This window comes from Shewanella sp. SM29, from assembly GCF_025654245.1.
GTDB lineage: Bacteria > Pseudomonadota > Gammaproteobacteria > Enterobacterales > Shewanellaceae > Shewanella > Shewanella oncorhynchi.
The window spans coordinates 145,360-163,414 of sequence record NZ_JAKKRN010000003.1; the positions used below are offsets into that span (position 1 = coordinate 145,360).

Sequence of the window (18,055 nt, forward strand, 5' to 3'; positions counted from 1 at the left end):
GTGTTCTCATGTTATTTGTGCCGCCCTGTGCGATGTGGATAGCCAAGGCGGCGCAACTATTTGTTATTCGTTATTCGTTATTTGTTATTCGAGATTAGCGTCTTTCTAACAGCGTAAACTCATTAAGCTTCTTCAATACAGATGGCGATATCTTTAACTTCATAAATCCGCAGGCCATCTTTACTCAAGTTGGCATCGCCCATAATGATGCGTTTGCCATTGTCGTCTGTCACGCTGGTAATGTGCACATCCAGCGACATCTGCTTGTTTAATGGGTTAATTTGGCCGCGATATTTCCATTTGATATCCGATAAAATCTGCCCAAATTTAGGATTGTTAAAACCCGCACCAAGGTCTTGGTCAATCGCATAGGTTTGCATCAGCTCGATAATGGCTTCAACCCCTAAGGAGCCTGGCATCACAGGATCTTGATGGAAATGGAATTGGAAGAACCAATCACTCGGGTCAATCGTGCGCTCGGCGTATAAATAGCCAAGGCCCGCTTTACCTCCGGCTTTCACGATTTCGGCCTTGTCGATAAAATTAAGCTGACCGCCCGCTAAACGGTAATGCGGCTGACCTTCTGGCGCGTTAAAGCTGCGATGCTGTTTATCTAACAGATTGATTTGGCTATCGGCGGCTATGCCATTTTGCACATGCCAAGGCTGAGTGATCTTGCCATTATCTATGCCAAGTTGGTTTTTCAGTGCATCGCCCTTGAAGTAACCAAATACCGCTTTACCTTGGTAGAAAGGCTCGCCATCGCAGCTTAGCTCGAAGCTGAAATTTTGGATGATATTGCTGCCAGCGATCACAGTCGATAACAAACGTGAGTCGTTTACGATTGTCTTGCCGCGTAAATCCACATGGCGCAGCAGCTTACCGCTACCGTCCAAGTTGCGGAAAAATAGCTCTTGGCCGGGGAAGCCCAAGGTGGTGCCCATATAACCTGAGATAAAACCGTTTGGCTGCAGTGATATTTCCATCAGCACAGAATAGGGCATCACGGCATGATGGCTGTTTTTATCGTAATACCAAGCACTTGCGGGCACTTCGTATTCAGCGATACACGAAGAGGGCTTTTTCAGCTCGCCGCGCTTGCCGTCAATCGCAATGACGCGGGTGGTCAGCTGTAAATCACCACAGGGCGTGCGCGGTGGAATAAGGCCGCGATAGATACTGAAATCGGGGCCGAAGCAGTTTTCGATGTCGCCAGTGGCAAATTCGAACATGTGGTACGGCGTGAACGGCAGGGTATCGGGCACGCGGTTGGCGTACTTTGAATCCGCTGGCGCAATCGGCGCAGGTACATGCTTAAGCGGCACTACGCCTTTGTTGGTTGGCGCAGTTAAATCTGGCAGCTGGGCCATCAACGGCGCGGCGAACGATGCGGGTGCTGTTGAAACCAGCGTCGCAGCCGAAGCAGCATTTTTAGCAGTATTGTCAGCGGTGCTGGCATCATTATCGGCGAGGTAGCGGGTGCATTCGGCTTCTTCTTTGATCATCACCCCAAGGTTTTGGAAATCCACGACCACTTTGCCATTGAGCAAAATATCGATATTCGCCTTAGCATACGGGCGCGGGCTCATACCGATTTCGGTGATTTCCATGCGATAGGTGAGCAGGCCAGATTGCGGCAAGACTTGACCGCGACAGCGCACTTTTTGTGACGCGTTTTCTAGCGGTTGGAAACGACCGTTTTTGACGCCCCCTTCTTCTGTACTGGCATGCATCCCAATATGCAGCATAAAGAATTGCAGTAATTGACCACAACCTTCGGCCATTAATGACCCCGCCATCACTTGGTCGCCCTTGAAATGACACGGGAAATACCAATGATCAGCTTCGAGCTGCTTATGGCCTTGAACTGAGCCTAAGCCCCACGCGCCGCCATGTACCTCAAGATTGCTGACCTGTTCAATCATCAGGAATTTTTCGGATGCAAAACATAAAGAGGGCTGCAACCCATATTGGGCTTGATGCGCCGCATGGGCGCCGCCAAAACAGCCACCGATATCGGCGCCGAGCAATTTATGGATTTGGCTGTAATCAAATTGGCTTTGCGCGCAATCAAGCAGCGGATTAAAGCGCTGTTTATTCGGATTATTCAAGGCGAGGTTGCGCGCTTTGATTTCAGCTTCGGTGTGAATAACGCCTTTACCGTCGGCCAGTTCTTTATCGGTGAAGAAGCCGGCACAGCCGCCATCCATTTTAAGGATCAGCTTGTCACCCACGAAACATTCGTAGGAGAAGAAGAACAACAAGGTATCGCCATTGCGGGCAAAGTGATTGATGGAAATGTCGTAGCGCAGGGTGTCACCACCGCGCGGTAAGTCGCCAAGGAAGGTCAGGGTGCAATCGAGCAGGCGATAAACGCGCTCGCCCTTGTTTTCAAAATCGATACCTAAGTAGCTGATCAGCATCAAGTCGCATTGACCCGATTCGACCGCCACGGCCCAAGGGATTTGGCCATCGACCAAATACGGCGCGTCCACAGGAATGTCGTATTCTGTGGTCATAGTGCAAGGCTGATATTGGTTCATCTGGGCGTTTAATTTCGTTACCCGAGATACCAGTAAATAGTCCGTGGTTGGCAGGCGTACACGGCGCGAATAGCTGTCGATAATGGCGTAATCTGGGCCAAAGACGTTAGCAATATCACCTTCGGCGTACTCGACTAAATCCGCATAATCCCAAATGCAAGGCTTGCTTATCGGTGTTGGCGGCGTGTACTCAGGCACTTTTGCATGATTGGGATAAAGCACAGGATGTGGAAGAACCGCTGTCGCAGATGCCTGAACAATGGCTTGCTGCTGTACTGGCGCAGCTTGGCCAATTGATGTCAGTTCGCCCTTAAGTTGGGCTTTCATCAAGGCATCGGCCAGTTTCAAGCCTTCAGCACGGCTTTGTAAAAAGGCTAAATGGGCTTCACGGGCGAGTTGCTGATTGCTTAAAAATGCCGCGTCTTTTAGCTCTGCTTGAGCGGCGTTTTTATTGGGCGTGCTTAGGGCATTAATTGGCATGCTGCTTAATGTCTCTTTTTGTTGAGCCGTGGTTGGGCTGCTTGTTGCAAAGCGACTCGTGTCTTTGCTCGCTATTTGGGCCAAATGTTTGCGTTGGCTGCGCGTTGGCAGTGCTGTCATGGCTTGGGCTTTTTGTTGTATAGCATCAAGGTTCGCCAACGGCGTATCTAGGATATGCCGATAGATATCGCGGCCACCGAGCGTTACTTGTTTTATTAAGTGTTTTTGCTCAGAAAGCGTTAAATCTTGATCTAGCCTTTGCTGCAAATTGTATGCTTGCGTGGCACTTTGGCTGAGCAGTAACTGCGAGCATTTACCTTGGCTAAACGTGGCAACGAGCGCGTGCTGCTGAGCTTGAGAAGAATGCTTGTTAAGTTGCGCTTGGTTTTTAAGCTGCACCTGATTTTTAAGCTGCAACAGGGCGCTTAAAATACTCGCCATACCCGCAGCAGCAAAGTTGTGGCCAAGGGTATCAGCAGCTTGGCTGCGCTGGTTCACACTCGGCAACAGGGTATTGAGTATCAACTCTGAATCGGCAAGTTGCTCAACCGCAATACTGGTTTCAATCAAGCAAATCTGGCTGCTATTGACCTTGGCTTGGGTTAATAAGTCATCACAAATACGCGCTGTGTTGCTATTACCTTGCTGGTCACACATAGGGCCAAACACTTGGCCGCTGATATGACCATAACTGTCGCCATAGCTGCTGCTATTGGCATTAGCATTAGTATTAGTATTGTTAGCGGCATTACTTGGCTGGGCTGCACTTGATTGCGCTGTTGTGAGCACTAACGCGCCAGCACCTTCACCGACTTTCCAGCCTGCGTCAGTGGCAGTAAATGCCACTGGCGATACGGCGTTTTTAAGGATCACTTGCTCTAAACTGCCACTTAAATCGACGGCGGCGATCACTACGGCATCTAAGGATTCTTGGGACAACAGATTTTCGGCCACATCGATACAGCGGGCGACCGATTGCTCCGCCGCCGAAATGGTAAAGGCAGGGCCGTTAAAGTCCCAAAGGGATGCGATACGTGACGCCATGATGTTGCCAATAAAACTGGTGTATTGGTTCAGTTTGGCGGCATCGAGCACACTGTCCATGGCGATCTTTTCAAGGGCGAGATACTCGGCTTGTGTGAGTGTTATCCCTTGTTTTTTAAGACTGTCTGCCAGTTGAGTGTGCAGATTTACGCGGCCACGGAACTGGTGTAATTCCAGTTCGGTTTCCATCGCTACTAATACAGCAACTTTGCCACCGGGTTTTAAGTTGGCATCACGGATCGCTTCATCGGCCACTTTGATCAGCAGCAGTTGCTGGGAGATCAGGCGATCATCCTCATTGGGCGGCACTTTAAAGCGCAGGAAGTCAAAATCGAACTGGTCGATATACGCGCCTTGCGGTACAGCAGGCAAACCAAAGTTAGCTAAGATCTCAGGGTGTTTATCTAAGCCTTTCCAGCGTTTAGCGGGCAGCGGGATAAAGGCATGTTGCCGAGCATGAATCGTGTTATCCAGTGCATTAATGGAGGTTAAAGGCCCAAAGTGCGATGCTAAGCCAATGATATTTAATGGCGTGTGCTGGTAACTTACTGCGGCTGCGGCTTGTTCATTCTTCTTGTTTGTATTGGCAACATAGGATTCCAGCAATAAATGCGCGTTACAGCCGCCAAAACCGAACACGGAAACACCCGCGTGGCGGCGGTCATTGCCGGCTTTATCTGGCCAAGCATGCAATTCTGTTGGCAGATTTTTAGCGCTAAATAAGCCCTTAGGCGAGGATATCGGCGCTGATAAGTTAATACTTGGCGGCAGTCGACCCGAGCGCATGGCAAAAATCATCTTCATGATCCCCGGCATGCCCGCGGCTGTGAGTAAATGGCCTAAGTTGGATTTTGCCGAACCGATCAGCGGTACCGCAGAGCCCGCGAGTTTGTCCTCAAAAAAGCGTTCCATCGAAGCGAGTTCGACCTTATCCCCAAGCGGCGTGCCTGTGGCATGGCATTCAATCACTTCGATATTGGCGGGCAGTGTGTTTGCGGCACTATAGGCGCGCTCGAAGGCTTGCACTTGGCCCTTGCTGTTGGGGCTTAATACAAACTGGCCTTTACCGTCGTTCGACAAACCAATGCCGCTAACGACGGCATAGATGTTGTCGCCATCGCGCTCGGCATCTTCTAAGCGTTTTAAGACTAACACCCCAGCGCCTTCTCCGGCGAATAAGCCCTTGCTATTGCTATCAAAGGGCGCCGAGATACCATGATCTGGATAGGCGTGGAAAATCGAGAATCCCATGTTGATAAAGAAGGGATCGGCGCCCGATACTGCGCCCGCAAGCATCATATCTGCCTTGCCTGTTGTTAGGTAATCGCAGGCGAGTTTGAGCGCATAAACCGAACTGGCGCAGGCGGCGTCCAGACTCAATTGAGTGCCACCCAAACCGAGTGCATCGCTGACCAGTTTTGAGGCTGTGTGGGCAACGGCGCCATTGGCGACGTTTAATGCTTGGCTATTGGCATTGAGATCGTTAACTGAGTTGCCAAAGTCAGCCAGCTGAAATGCGCTTTGATTAAGTTTGTTTTGCAGCGCCTTTTCAACGGTTTGATGATACAGAGGCAAAAATAATTCGTTGGAGCGGGCCGTGGGGAACGACAAGGTTCCCATTACGATACCAGTGCGCGCCAGTACGGCATCGCTTGGGGCAATCCCTGCGTCTTGCAGGGCTTTACGACTGCAATCGAGTGCCCATAAAAAGCTTTCATCTAAACCGTCAAAGGCGGACTCAGGCAGTTGATAGCCCTTGGCATCAAACTCAAAGTGTTGGATATAGCCGCCTTTATCACAGTAAAAACGGTCAGATTGCCCCTGCACACCTTGGTAATCGGCGGGATTGGCATTGAGCTTCTCGCGGCTGATTTGGGTGCGTGAGTCTTTTTTATCCAGCAGATTTTGCCAGAAGGTTTGGGGATTATCGGCGTCAGGATACTGAGTCGCGAGGCCGACAATCGCAATTTTTGACGCACTTTTTGATGCGCGGTTTGACGTAATGGTAGGCACGGTAGTTTTATCAATCGCAGGGGAATGCTGAGAACTCACTGGGGTTCTCCTTCTGGTGATACTTCTGATGATAAAGGGGCTGCGTTAGCACTTAATGGCTTAATGAGCGGCGCGAGCGACAGCGGCACTCTGTGGCTTATCAGCTGAGCTAAGCACTTGAGTAAGCTGGTAATCGCATCGGCACCCTTGGCATTGCAAGCAATGGCGACTGTTACCTCGTTCGCCGTGCTTTGGCCTGCATGGGCGTGGCTGATTTTATCTATGAGTGTGCTGGTTTGCCTATCGGCGCCCACTTCGACAAACAGTCTTGCCCCTTGCTTAGTGGCATTTTGAATGAGCGCACTAAAGTCGAGTGGCGAACAAAAGGTATCGGCAATCGCGCGGCCAATGCTGTGACTATCCACGGTTACTGGCGCAGTTTGCGCTGCGCTGATAAAGCGAATAGGCGAGCCATGTGCTGCCGCTTCCAGCGCCTTAGGTTCCAGCGCCTTAGGTTTCAGTGCCTCAGGTTTCACTGCTTGAGTATAGAAATCTTGTACTTGCCCATGGACTAACATGGCAGGTGTGGTATGCATTGCCGTGACGCGATTGGCGGCAATCCCACGCTTACCTAACTTTGCAAGTAGGGCTTTACAGCTTGTTTCGCAGCCGGCAATAACGCAAGTATCACCTTGAATGATGGCTAAGTAGGCGCGAGGGAACTCTGGCAGTAATGCTTTGATTTCCTTGCTATCGGCGCGCACCACAAAGCTATTCCACACTATGGATTCATTATCCTTAAGCTGCCATGCTCGGCGCACTGCGGTTAGCTCGCCAGAAATGGCATGGTTGAAAATATCGCTATTTTCGGTGGCGTTAATCATAGCGTGCGGTGTTTGCCACACATCTAGGCTGGCCCACATGGCTGCTTCGCCCATTGAGTAACCGAGCGCCATTTTAGGCTTAATATTAAAGACTTGGGTCAACAGTTTAGTGAATAGATAACTGGCCCCCACGCCACTAATCGCTTGCTGACTTAGGTTCATGCCAGCCGCGGTTTTAACATCTGCCGCATAAATCTGCGGTGATTGCAGCATGGCGCTTAAATCGCCTTCACGTTCTAACTGGTGATACAGCGCGGGGAAATATTCATGCAAGTTATTGAACATATTGGCGTAAACCGTGCCAACGCCGGGATATACAAAGGTAAGTCCCGCATCCCCTAGCGGCTTAGCGGTAAAGCAGCTGCCCGCTGGCGTCTTAAAGGGTTGACCATGATGACGCACCGCATCATTTTCAAGCGCCGTAAGCATGGCTTTGGCTTCAAGTTTGAGATCATCAATCGATGCTGCCATTAAGACTAACGCCAGAGGCGCGTTGGCATCATAGCGTTCAAACCAAGGTTTGAGTTGCTCAGCGCGAAAGTCAGCGTGCAAGCCGGCGCCATTTTCCAGAGTGTTAACTAGTTGCAATACTTGCGCGATGAGTGAATCAATATTGTCAGCACTTATCGGCACAAACAGCCGGTTTTCATCAACAAGAGCTTTGGGCGCGATAACTTGTGTGCCTTGGGTCAGTACTAGGCTTTGGCAAATATCTTGGCCTGAATCCAGCAAGGTATCTGCTGGGTTTGATCTTGTTGCCGCTAGATTCTTTGCTACAAGATTTAGACATAAAACCCGCGCTTGATGTTGGTCGCTAAACCAATAGCCAGTTTGATGATTGGTGTCGTTTGTCTGTTTTATATCAGTAGTGCCTTTAAGCGGCGCTTGTGTTCGCGCAGCGAGGGCGGTTACGCCTTGGCGCAGCGCAACAAAGGCCTCGTTGAGAGTGTTGGCGACAGTCTGATGTTGAACGGTTTGAGCTGGATTACGCTTTGCCGCCGCTAATGCAGCATTAGCAACCGCCGCTGCATTAGCAACACCTGTTGTCTCATTACCAGCGGCAAAGCCAGCAATAAACGCGTGGGCGTGAAGACGCAGTTTGGCGGCGCGTAAACCATCAAGCAAATACAGGGACTGAGTCAAAGGCTGGGGCAGATTGCCATCATTGAATTTAAGTTCAACGAGCTTGCCTTGCTCAATGGCTGTTGTTGCTTGGCCTAACAAGGCAGTGAGCGACCTTTGCTCATGCACTGACGGTTTATGCCCTCTTGGTTCATGAGCTGTCGGCACATGTACTGTTGATTGGTTGGCATCGGCAGCGCAAATCTGAACTCTTTCACGTTCCGCAAACGTTTCTAATACTTGGGCTGAGTGAGAGTCAAGGTTGACGGCATCGCCAAGCAACACTGCAATACGCAGTGGCTTGGCAAGCTTTTCAGTCATAGCCGTGTCAGCTATCGACGTTTCAGTTTGGCCGCTATGGGTCGTTGCTAAAGGGTGGGCTAAGTTCACTCGACTTTTGCCTCCACGCTTTCAATGGATTTATTCGCAGCGGTTTGATTAGCAACAACTTTGTTGGCTAAGAATGTACCGTTAAGGTTTTTGCTGATGGTGACTTTGGCGTTGTTCATCTCGCAGCTTAAGCGGCCATCTTGATGATACAGCGTGATATTGGCTTCAAGGGCACGGCCTGAGTGTTTCACCACCTCGAGCACTAAATACCCTTTATCGCCAAAGGCAAACGGCGCATGGGAGATAAACTCACCAATGCTTGATGGTAAACTCGCCGCGCCATATTTGAGTCTCGCCCACACTAGCATCGCCTGTAGCAACAAATCTTCCGCAAAAGCTTGTGAGCCTTTAGGGGCCAGATTGGGCACAAAACTCCCGCAGTCCGCTAACGCAACATGGGGTAGGCTCACCTTGGCGACTAAGCTCGCATCGTCAAACTTCAACACAGACTCAATACCTTGCAGTCTTGGACCGTGGAAAAGCGTGCCGTCGCTGTAAAGGCTGCTCGCGGTTGTGATGACAGAAAGTCCTGCCAAACTGTGCGCGTCAAAAGCAGTTGCTTTGCTGTTAGTGGCTAAGTTATCACTCGCCGCGTCATCAACAGCATCATCAACGACTAGGATGGCTTTATATTGCGGACGACCTTCAAAGCTGATTAAGGCATTGAATTGTCCACTCAAGCACTCGTCAAAATCTTTCGCGGCTTTATCCGTTAACGCAATCGGTGCAAGTTCAAGTTCCAGCGTGATGGGGGCTGCACTTTCTAACACTCCATTTTGTAACACGGCAGTGTCGAAAATAATGCCCTTCAATAGCTTATAGCTTTGCACTTTGACAGGCTGCTTGAGCACATCAAAGGCGGCTTCACGCATCCACTGAATCGCGCACACAGTCGGTAATACGGGATTACCGTTAATGCAGTGATCTTCAATAAAGATCATTGCCTTAGGGTCCAGTGTGCGCTGCAGTTTTACTGTTTGTGTGAAAGCGATTGCAGCAAGTGTTGATGCCAAAGCATGCGGATCCGACGCGTCAGTGGTCAGATCCGCTTCAGGCTTTTTTAGATTGCTACCTTGAGTTGCTTGCTCGTCACTTGGAACTGTGCCTTGCATATCAGTACCGACCAGCAATTGTGCGCCTGTGTTGCTCAGTAATTGGCTAGCAAATAACTCAGCACCCGCCTTTAGCGGGATCACATAAACACCGCGATCCATAAACATCTTTTTCAGCGCAGGATTCACCATGCCGCCGTCCCACGGACCCCAATCGAAGCTCATCACTTTGGCATTTGGCAGTTGCTGCGCCAGTTGCAGTGCGGCTTTGTTGAGTATGTCGTTGGACATGGCGTAATCGCTTTGGCCGGTATTACCGTAAAAACCCGCCGCCGAAGAGAACAGGGCGATCAGTTTTACTTTATCTAAATCCAGTGCGGCAAGCAGATTGCTAATGCCTGTGACCTTAGTGCCGTACACCCGTGCTAACTCATCTAAGGTCTTGTCTTGGATGTGTTTATCGGCGAGTACGCCCGCACCATGGATGATGCCGGTAATAGGTGATAACTCGGTAATCGGCACTATCGTGCTGGCGATTGCGTCTGGATTGTTAACATCGAGGCTTAAGTACTCGGCGCTCGCGCCCACGGCGGTAAAGGCTTCTAGTGCGGCTGCAATTTCTAGGCTGCTTTGAACTGGCCATACTAAGGCATCCACTTGTTTTGGCGTGGGTTTCTCGCCCAAGCTTTGAATGTGGGCAATAGCTGCGGCTTTAAGTTCGCTGTTATTTTTACCCTGTGCCCAAGCGGGAATGGTTTGTTGGCTGCTTCTGCCAGCAAGGATAAAGTGCGCCTTGCTGCGTTTTGCCAGACTCAAGGCACATTCAAAGGTCACGCCTTTTGCGCCACCGGTCACCAGTATTTTATCTGCACTCGTCAAGTTTGCCGCGCTGTGGCGGGTATCAGCCTTGCCAGCAACTAAGGTTACGCGCTCAAGTGCTTGGGCTGCGCCTTGGCTAACACCGACTTCCAATACGTTATCGGTTGCAAAGAGCTCAGCGATCACTGCATTGGCCAGTTGCTTGGCATCAAGTGCTGGCGCGATATCTAAGGCGCGGCAATGCACGCTTGGCCACTCGTGACTCAAGGTTTTAGTCAGACCTGCCAATGCCGCTTGGTTTAACTCGCTGCGGGCAATTTGGCTGTGGTTAAGATAACCAAAGCCACCGTCGATACGACTGACGCTGATAAAACTACTACCAGTATTGGCGGTTGCTGCTGTTGTTAGCAGGGGTTGTAAGTGCTTGGCGAACAAGAATGCTTGCTCGACCGACGCTTTGGCGGCACTGGACAACACTAAACCTTTAGTATCTGCTGAGGTTTTATGTTGTGGTTGCAGATGAATAAAGCCTGCAACTGTACCTAAGCTTTTGATCTCATTAATCACTGCGCTGATGCTGGCATCGTCAATCGCCGCCAATGTGAAGCTGGCAATGTGGCTATTGAGCGGTGATGCACTGGCTACAAGGCTTTCTGGCGAGCGCACAACCGCAACCGTTAGACCTTGAGCATGCAATTTCTCGGCAAGTACGCCAGCATTGTGACCATCATCGCTAATGATAATGCAGGCATCTTTAGCAAAAACGCGTGGCAGAGCTTTTTGCGCTGATTGCTTTGACGATTGCTGTGGCGATAGTTGCGTTAGCTCAGCCGCCGCTGGCAACTTTTTTAGCACTACCTCACTGTGTGGCGGTAAATCGATAGTAGGTTCAGGCTGAACGACTGCGCTAACTGGCGCGGCATTCTGGCTTACCGCGTTTTGGCCTAGCTTGCTTTGCATATAGCTAACGATTTCACCTAAGGTGCGACACTCGGCCAGATCTTCAGGATTGAGTTCAGGCAAACCCGGTAGTTCGTCTTGTACTGTGCCTAAGATTTCAACGCGCTTGATGGAATCTATGCCTAAATCGGCTTCCATATCCATGCTCAGTTCTAGCATTTCAGTGGGGTAGCCTGTCTTGTCGGCCACCACTGACATCATGGTTTGTTGGACTTTTTCAGCGCTTAAACCGTTATTCGCTGGAACTTGTGCTGGCGTTGCTTCAACGTTTGCCGCTGGTGCAACTGCTACCGCGCTAACTACTGGCAATTTGCTGTTCATGTAGTCAACGATTTCGCCTAAGGTGCGACACTCGGCCAGATCTTCAGGATTCAGCTCAGGTAAGCCCGGTAGCTCATCTTGCACTGTGCCTAAGATTTCAACGCGCTTGATAGAATCGATACCTAGATCGGCTTCCATATCCATGCTGAGTTCCAGCATTTCAGTGGGGTAGCCTGTCTTGTCGGCCACCACTGCCATCATAGTTTGTTGCACTAACGCAGCGCTTAAACCGCTGGCGGCAGGCGCGGCAGTTGTCACATGAGTTGCTACGATAACTGATCCTACAGCTGGCAGTTTGCTGTTCATGTAGTTAACGATTTCACCCAAGGTGCGACACTCGGCCAAATCTTCTGGGCTGAGCTCAGGTAAACCCGGCAGCTCGTCTTGCACTGTACCTAAGATTTCAACGCGCTTAATTGAATCGATACCGAGATCGGCTTCCATATCCATGCTGAGCTCCAGCATTTCAGTGGGGTAGCCTGTCTTGTCGGCAACCACAGCCATCATGGTTTGTTGAACAAGTGCAGCGCTTAAACCATTAGCGGTAGGAGCTGTTGGCGCTGTTGTAGAAACTACAACTTGGCCAGCCGCTGGCAGTTTGCTGTTCATGTAGTCAACGATTTCACCTAAGGTACGGCACTCAGCCAAATCTTCTGGGCTGAGCTCTGGTAAACCCGGCAGTTCGTCTTGTACTGTACCTAAAATTTCAACGCGCTTAATGGAATCGATACCTAGATCGGCTTCCATATCCATGCTGAGCTCCAGCATTTCAGTCGGATAGCCTGTCTTGTCAGCCACCACAGCCATCATGGTTTGTTGTACTAACGCAGCGCTTAAACCGTTAACGGCAGGTGCGGCTGTTGCCACTTGAGTTGCCACATTTGCAGCAGTAATAGGCGCTACGATAATTGAACCCACTGCTGGAAGCTTGTCATTTTTTGTAAGCTTACTTTGCATATAGTCAACGATTTCACCTAAGGTACGGCATTCAGCCAAATCTTCTGGGCTGAGTTCAGGTAAGCCCGGCAGCTCGTCTTGCACTGTGCCTAGGATTTCAACGCGCTTAATCGAATCGATACCTAAATCGGCTTCCATATCCATGCCAAGTTCCAGCATTTCAGTGGGGTAGCCTGTTTTATCGGCCACCACAGCCATCATGGTTTGTTGAACAAGTGCAGCACTTAAGCCGCTCGTTGCTGGTGCCGCAGGTGTCACTTCTGGCATCACTACAGCAGGCATGACTAATGCAGGAGCGGCAGGAGCTGCTGGCGCAACTTGTACAGTCACAGCAGGTGAATAAGCAACGGGAGCCGTTTGCACAACAGGCGCAACAGGTGTGCTAACAGCGGGTCTCGTCGCAACAACTTGAGTCGCTACTGGTGTAGGAGTGGCATTGTGCACAGTTGCAGCCACAGGCGCTGGAGCAACAGGAGCCGGCGCAGTTGCTCGTGGCTGACTTGCAACTGCTGGAGTAAAGTTAATCGGTGCATTGTTTAACATCGCCAAGGCCGCTTGGCTGCTACTGCTTTGTAGCTGCATAAATTCGGCGTGACTTTGCAGGGTTTGCGCTTGATGCTGGTGGAACATTTCCATTGAGCGTTGCAGGCTTTCTGGGATTGCAATGCCAAGGCTTGCCATCTTGGCTTGTTCTGTCATCAGCGTCGTGAAGGTATCGCCGTATTGCTGCGGGATGGCTAAAAACTGTTGATGTAACTGCGCCGCTTGAGATTGTGCGCTGAAAAATGCCGTTAACGCATCGCTGCTGACGCTTGCTGTACTTGGGCTCAACTGCGCCGTCGCTTGTTGCTGGTGATTGCTTAAGCCTTGCGTAACGCTTGGGGATGTTTGTTTCATTTCAACAGCTGCCACTTGATTCGCTTCCACTTCTATTATTTTCTCAACCACTTTTTCGACGATGACTTCTTTCTCAACAATTTTTTCGACTTCTTTTTCGACAACCGTTTCAACGATGCGATCCACATATTGCACTTGGCTAGTCACGCTGCCTGTGGCGAGGGATTTGGCCATCTTAGCTTTGGTCGTAGCACTAATGTGGTTAGTGGCGGTGAGTTTGATGTTCATCGCTGATGGCGCTTCACGCTCGGCAATCTCTTGTGACGTGACGGCTTGATAGGGATCAACCTCAGTTAATGCCACACCGGCTACCGCGAGTTGCACTGCGGCTAAGCGTAATTGACTGTCACTGTCGCCCTTAGGATTCGGGTTCATGCTGACAAGGCAAAGCTCATTTAAGTGTTCACCTAAGGTATTTTCAACTAACTTTTGCAGTATGTTCTTAGGACCAAACTCAACAAACACACGGGCGCCAGCGTCATACATGGCCTGCAGTTGTTCGCTAAAGCGAACCGATTGCAGCATGTGTTGTTTGAATTCTGCTTTAATCGCTTTGCCATCGCTTGGGTGCAATTGACCCGTACCGTTGGCATAAAGTGCGACTGAAGGCGCGCTGAATTTAGCTTTATCAATGGCTTTGGCAAATGGCTTTTGTGCGTGTCCAACCAATGGGGTATGGAATGCGCCTGAGACAGGCAGGGCAATCGCTTTAAAGCCCTGTTCACTAATGGCTTTCGCGGCCAGCTGAGTTTGCTCTGTGCCACCTGCGATGACTAATTGCGTCGGCGCGTTGTAGTTGGCAATTTTAACGCCATCAAACTGGGCTAAACAGCTATTGATCGCATCGATATCATTCTTTTGCTTAAGAATAATCGCGAACATGGTTCCTAAATCAACTTGAGTCCCAGTATCGCTCGGCACTTGCGCCATGGCATGCCCACGGGCGAAGGCCAGTTCGACGTAATCTTCATTGGAAATCACGCCTGCCGCGCAAAGGGCTGACAATTCACCAAAGCTATGACCCGCCACCATATCGGGTGCAAAACCCGCTTGCGTTAATAGCGAATATTGCGCCATTGAAACCGCGCCTATGGCGCTTTGGGCGAACAGGGTATTGGTCAGCGCCGCTTCTTGGGCTTTAACTGCATCGGCATCGAATGCCGGAATAGGGTAAAGGATGTTCGATAACGGCGTTTGGCCGTGGTGAGCAAATACCTTATTGCTGGCCGTCACTTGTTGGCGCATTTCCGGGAAATGGCAGGCGAGTTCGCGGCCCATGTTCAGGTACTGTGAACCTTGACCAGCAAACAGGGCAGCCACTTTATTGGAGTCATTCTTGCTATTGGTTTCAGTGACTAAAGCTTTTGCGCGGTAGCTGATGCCAGAAGGTAATTGCCACGCCTCGCTTGCATTAGTTTCTAAATGCCCGCTTTCTAAATGCGCACTGCTTTCTAGATGAGAGATGGCTTGATTCAACTGAGCTTGCAGCTGAGCGATATCCTTAGCCACAAAACCTAAACGGGCATCTGTGCTTGTCAGTGTGCGTAATGGATATTGCTGAGCGATAGCGTTCAGGCTCGCAGCGCTGCTCTTATTCGCGTTTGCGCTTGTGTTCACGCTTTGGCTCAGCGCAGCTTTTAACTCGCTAAGCAGCGCGGCTTTATTGGCTGCGGCAAACAATAGTGTCTGCGGCACACTGCGCTGACGATATTGCTCATCGCGGCTGTGCTCAGGTTTGTATTCTTCTAATACGAGATGGAAGTTCGTGCCGCCAAAACCAAAGGAGCTTACACCTGCACGGCGCGGCGTTGCATCGGCGCGCTGGAACCATGGGCGAGTTTCGGTATTTAAATAGAATGGTGAGCTTTCGATATTCAGTTTTGGATTAGGCTTGCTAACGTTAATGGTCGCAGGCAATACCTTGTGGTGCAGCGCTAGCGCGGCTTTGATCACCCCAGCAGTGCCTGCTGTGGATTTAGTGTGGCCCACTTGGGATTTCACTGAACCTAACGCGATATGTTGATTTGTGTCGTTGCCTTGGGCAAATACTGATTTTAAACCATTAAATTCAGCCACATCACCTGCGGCTGTGCCTGTGCCATGGGCTTCAACTAAGCCAATGCTGTGCGGGGCAAAACCCGCGTCATCGTAGGCGCGCTCCAATGCTTTAGCTTGGCCTTCGGGGCGCGGTGCATAAATACTCTTAAACTTACCGTCCGATGAGGCGCCAACGCCTTTGATGACGGCATAAATCCGGTCGCCATCGCGCTCGGCATCTTCAAGGCGCTTAAGCGCGACCATGCCGATTCCTTCGCCGATCATCATGCCTTTTGAATCGATATCAAAGGGTTGAATGGTTTCGTTAGTGGTGAAGGCTGGCGTTTTTGAGAAGCTCATGTACATGGATGGCGAGTTGTCGGTACAGACGCCGCCGGTGATCATCATGTCGCTGCGACCTTCGGTCAGTTCAGTCAACGCCATGCGCATGGCGGCAAGCGAGCCTGCACAGGCTGCATCGACTACGCAGTTCATGCCGCCAAAATCAAAACGGTTGGCAATACGGCCTGCAATCACGTTGCCTAAGGACCCTGGGAAAGAGTTTTCTTCCCAGTGGATATATTGGTCTTGGAACTTTTTGATCAGCATTTCGCTGTCTTCATCACTCAGGCCGCTGCTTTTGAATACTTTTTTAAGCACTGGATATTGCAGGCGCGAGTTCAAGCTCTGACTGATTTTTTGACCACCGCCAACCCCTAGGGTGATGCCGATACGATCACGATCGTAATCGGTGGGCAGATTGGCGTCGGCAAGCACTTCTTTGGCGACAATCAGCGACAGCAGTTGCGAGGTATCTGTCAACTCAAGAATATTGGGTGGCAGACCGAATTCCATTGGATTGAAGTCGACTTCTGGTAAAAAACCACCGCGTTTACAGTAGCTTTTATCGGCTTTGCTTTTGTCGGCATCGTAGTAATCTTCGGCGCGCCAATGGGTGTCTGGGATGTCAGTAATGGCATCGATTTTTTCGCTGATCAAATCCCAAAATTTATTTAAATAACGCGAGTTGGCGAAGATACTGGCCATGCCGACGATGGCAACGGGCATATCTTTTAAACGTTTGTTGAGTCGTTTATCTTTTTTTGACTCTTTCGTAGAATCAGTTGCTGAATTAGGTACAGAAGGGGTATGGCTCATAAAGAGTCTCCACGGGTCGACCTAGATACGGTGACCTTGTTTTGGGAACCAGCCGCGTTTGTCTTTGGCGTGCCATGGGCACCGGGAAAACGGGCTAAGAAGGTGTGATAGTTGCGAACGAGCAACTTTCGTAAATGAAACGGCCCATGTCTGAGGACATAGGCGATATATCTATTGGTCGCTTGGGTATTGCTGTCTTGATAAATATCGAGGTAAATCCAATCACTTGCCGTGTCTACGCCTAATAGCACTGAGCTTGGAGCTTGCTCAGTGAGCTGCGGCGGTATGGTGAGTGACACCACTTGCACCACAGTATTGCCGTCGGTACTCGGCAATGCGAGCGCCTTAGCCAAGGTTTCTGGATTGACCGTATAGGTTTGGATATCGCTGCCTTGAGTCACAGGCAATTGATTAAAATAGCGTTCGGGGACTTGTGGTGCTTCAAATTCATCGAGCCGCGATATGCCGTAGCGCTTTAAGCAACGGGCAAGGCCGGAGCGCGACACATTGGGATTAATGTAGGTTTGGGTGACGTGGAGCAATCTATCTAAGGTGAGTCTGAGTTGGTAACGTAATCCCACCACCACATATTCTTCCATCGGCGTGAGCGTCGTGTTGAGATGGTGGGGCGTGTTCGAACTGTTGCTGATGGACTCACGCTTACGCCACTTACGCACTGTTGCCTCGGTAATATTTAAAATCTTTGCCAGCTGGCTGACGCTCAGATCCGATTGCTGGATAAAGAGTCGCATTTCAGGCGTGGTGGTGGCGTTGCTATGCCGAGGTGCGCTGTCTTTTTTCGCCGCTTGAGTCGTGCTCTTGGGGGCATAAGACGGCGCTTTAGATTGAGAGTCGCGAGCTGCCATTAATAATAATTATCATCCGACATAATCTATTGGGACTGAGAAGCCATTTTGGCTGAGTCAGCTGTGGCACTCTTGAAGAACATAGTGACACTCATAGTAAAACCTGTGCTTATCATCTGTGTCACTTAATGGGGATGCAGATTACCTGAGGTTTCTGGGCGATACAATCATCTGGGACTGGAATTTATTGGCTTTTTTTGAGCAAAGGTATTTTCTGTGCGTTATGTTGGGTTTTCGTTGACCGCTTGGGCTTTTTAATACTTTGATAGTGGAAGAATTAAATTTTTAGGGGCGATAAAGACCGCTTTTTTGAGTTAGCGGGGTAAAATAGCCCAATATTGGCTTACTGCCCTTTCGTCATGAATGAGACTGTGCGGCTAAACCTGTTAATTTGGGCGCAAAATCTTGGCGCAATTGCAGCAAAAAATTTGCGCATAGGATGGCGTTCAGAGTCGTTCTAAGAATTGCTCTAATTAGAGTGCAGCTAAGAATTGCTCTTATTAGAGTGTGGCTAAGAATTGAACTCGGGCTTA

4 protein-coding genes are annotated in these 18,055 nt (G+C 50.1%); all 4 read right to left on the reverse strand.

Features of this window, described 5'->3' with window-relative positions; all coding sequences use genetic code 11:
• Positions 1-122 precede the first annotated feature (122 nt).
• Genes L5L77_RS03070 through L5L77_RS03085 form a run of 4 tightly spaced genes read right to left on the reverse strand, consistent with a single transcriptional unit; the run spans position 123 to position 17,522 of the window.
• On the reverse strand, positions 123-6,119 hold the full coding sequence (locus tag L5L77_RS03070; protein WP_263222022.1) for a beta-ketoacyl synthase N-terminal-like domain-containing protein: 5,997 nt from the start codon (positions 6,117-6,119) through the stop codon (positions 123-125).
• Positions 6,116-8,455, reverse strand: coding sequence for a PfaB family protein (locus L5L77_RS03075; RefSeq protein ID WP_263222023.1), 2,340 nt, complete (start codon positions 8,453-8,455; stop codon positions 6,116-6,118). Before L5L77_RS03075 ends, L5L77_RS03070 begins: the two co-directional genes overlap by 4 nt.
• Positions 8,452-16,656: a type I polyketide synthase gene (locus tag L5L77_RS03080; RefSeq protein WP_263222025.1), complete on the reverse strand. Its 8,205-nt coding sequence runs from the start codon at positions 16,654-16,656 to the stop codon at positions 8,452-8,454. Before L5L77_RS03080 ends, L5L77_RS03075 begins: the two co-directional genes overlap by 4 nt.
• Positions 16,653-17,522, reverse strand: coding sequence for a transcriptional regulator (locus L5L77_RS03085; RefSeq protein ID WP_263222027.1), 870 nt, complete (start codon positions 17,520-17,522; stop codon positions 16,653-16,655). Before L5L77_RS03085 ends, L5L77_RS03080 begins: the two co-directional genes overlap by 4 nt.
• Positions 17,523-18,055: the final 533 nt, after the last annotated feature.

Excerpts from the sequence above, each read along its gene's own strand:
- L5L77_RS03080 (WP_263222025.1), bottom strand. The coding sequence starts at position 16,656 with ATGAGCCATACCCCTTCTGTACCTAATTCAGCAACTGATTCTACGAAA.
- L5L77_RS03085 (WP_263222027.1), bottom strand. The coding sequence starts at position 17,522 with ATGGCAGCTCGCGACTCTCAATCTAAAGCGCCGTCTTATGCCCCCAAG.